Source organism: Roseovarius maritimus (genome assembly GCF_043355895.2).
Classification (GTDB): domain Bacteria; phylum Pseudomonadota; class Alphaproteobacteria; order Rhodobacterales; family Rhodobacteraceae; genus Roseovarius; species Roseovarius maritimus.
The window spans coordinates 1-1,486 of record NZ_JBHFPF020000031.1; the positions used below are offsets into that span (position 1 = coordinate 1).

Sequence of the window (1,486 nt, forward strand, 5' to 3'; positions counted from 1 at the left end):
ATCGATTGTTGAAGGTTTTTGGCTCGCGCACGATAGCAGACATCAGTGCATCATGCAGCATGTGGTAAAGGGGGCTCGAAGCCGACCAGCGGCTGCGCGGCATGCATCTTGGATGTCCCGCCCGCCTGACCGACATTGACGGCCCTTTGAGGAAGTTCGGTCCGGAGGCGACGGATGGTCAGGTTCAGCCCGAAGCGGACATGCTGACGCTATTCTTTGAGACGTCGCCTGGGTTACACGAAGGGCGCCAACCTGACCCATTCTGTGGAACCGTTGGTGCACTGAACAGGGTAGCGCGAGCACTTGGCAGGCACTTGCGCCGCATGTGATACTTATGGCTTATGCAGTGCAATCGCCCGAGGCCTCTGGTCTAGCACGACGATTGCCAAATTTATCCGTAATGAGGATATCGATTCCTGATGAACGCTCCAACAGAAGCGCGAATTCTCGAAACTAAAGAGGCGGCTATCGCATTAAGTGAGGACTTTGCCGTTCTAAATGATGTGGCAAAAAGGGTAGAGACGCGCCCCGTTGATCTGCGGCACACTAGCGTTGTCCTCCGTCGATGGTTAGTAGAAAATCAACTTGGGCGCGTAGCCAGCCCTCGGGTTGGGCGTTTGCATATTAACGCCATCGACAACAACCCCATCTACCGTGCTGCGCGCTCTGGAAGGATTGTTTCTTTTGTTTCTGGTGGCGCAAGCGTCCATGGCGTCTTTTTGGCAGCCGGGATGATGTCTAAGGGTGGGAAACCACCAGAAATTCTAGGTTATCATCCAGATGGAAGTGAGGAATTCAAGCTGGATACCTTCTTAAAGCAGCGTGTGATTTTCTCAAACGGTGAATGGTTCACGAGGCAACAGGTAATTAAGTATGTCGCCCACGCAGATCACGGCGCGCATGGGCATGGCGCAAAGGAAGAGTGGGAAAAGCGACTCGCAGAATTTCGCCAAGAAGTGTCGATTTCTCTCGTGGACGGCCCGGATGGAAAGAGTATGCCTTCTGTTGTTTGGGGCGCGGGCCAATCTGCAGATAAAGCCAGCCATGCTAAGTATGACCCAAGTAGAATTAACGGCGTCCTGATTGAAGTCATTGCAACTATTCATTTCCTTACAACGTCGACGGAAGTGCTCAACTTAATGAAATACATCAATGCAGAGATGGCCTAGTCAATCATTTCGGCCGCATCAGGTGCTGCGGGAGCACCAACTCCAATGTCCGTTGATAGGTTGTGGTTTCCTGCCATTCGTGCGCGGCGCAGCGAATGGCAGGAAACCGCCCACCTTGGAGCGGTGTCTATGGTGCTGAACTGATTGAGCTCCCTTCGGGAACGACGAGAAGGTCCATATCTCGGACCAACACAATAAGGAAGAACTCCTCGTCCGTAATTCCAACGTTAACTTTGTCCACTTAGGCTCCAGACTCATTGATTTTCATAGCCAGAAGATGACGGTTGCGGCGAGAGCGACAGCGGACAGGAAGACCT

At 52.7% G+C, this 1,486-nt stretch carries 1 protein-coding gene; it reads left to right on the forward strand.

The window, feature by feature from the left end:
• The first annotated feature begins 419 nt into the window (after positions 1-419).
• Positions 420-1,169 (forward strand): hypothetical protein, encoded by a 750-nt coding sequence (locus ACEWPM_RS19750; RefSeq protein ID WP_393964165.1) that lies wholly within the window; start codon positions 420-422, stop codon positions 1,167-1,169.
• The last annotated feature ends 317 nt before the right edge of the window (positions 1,170-1,486 follow it).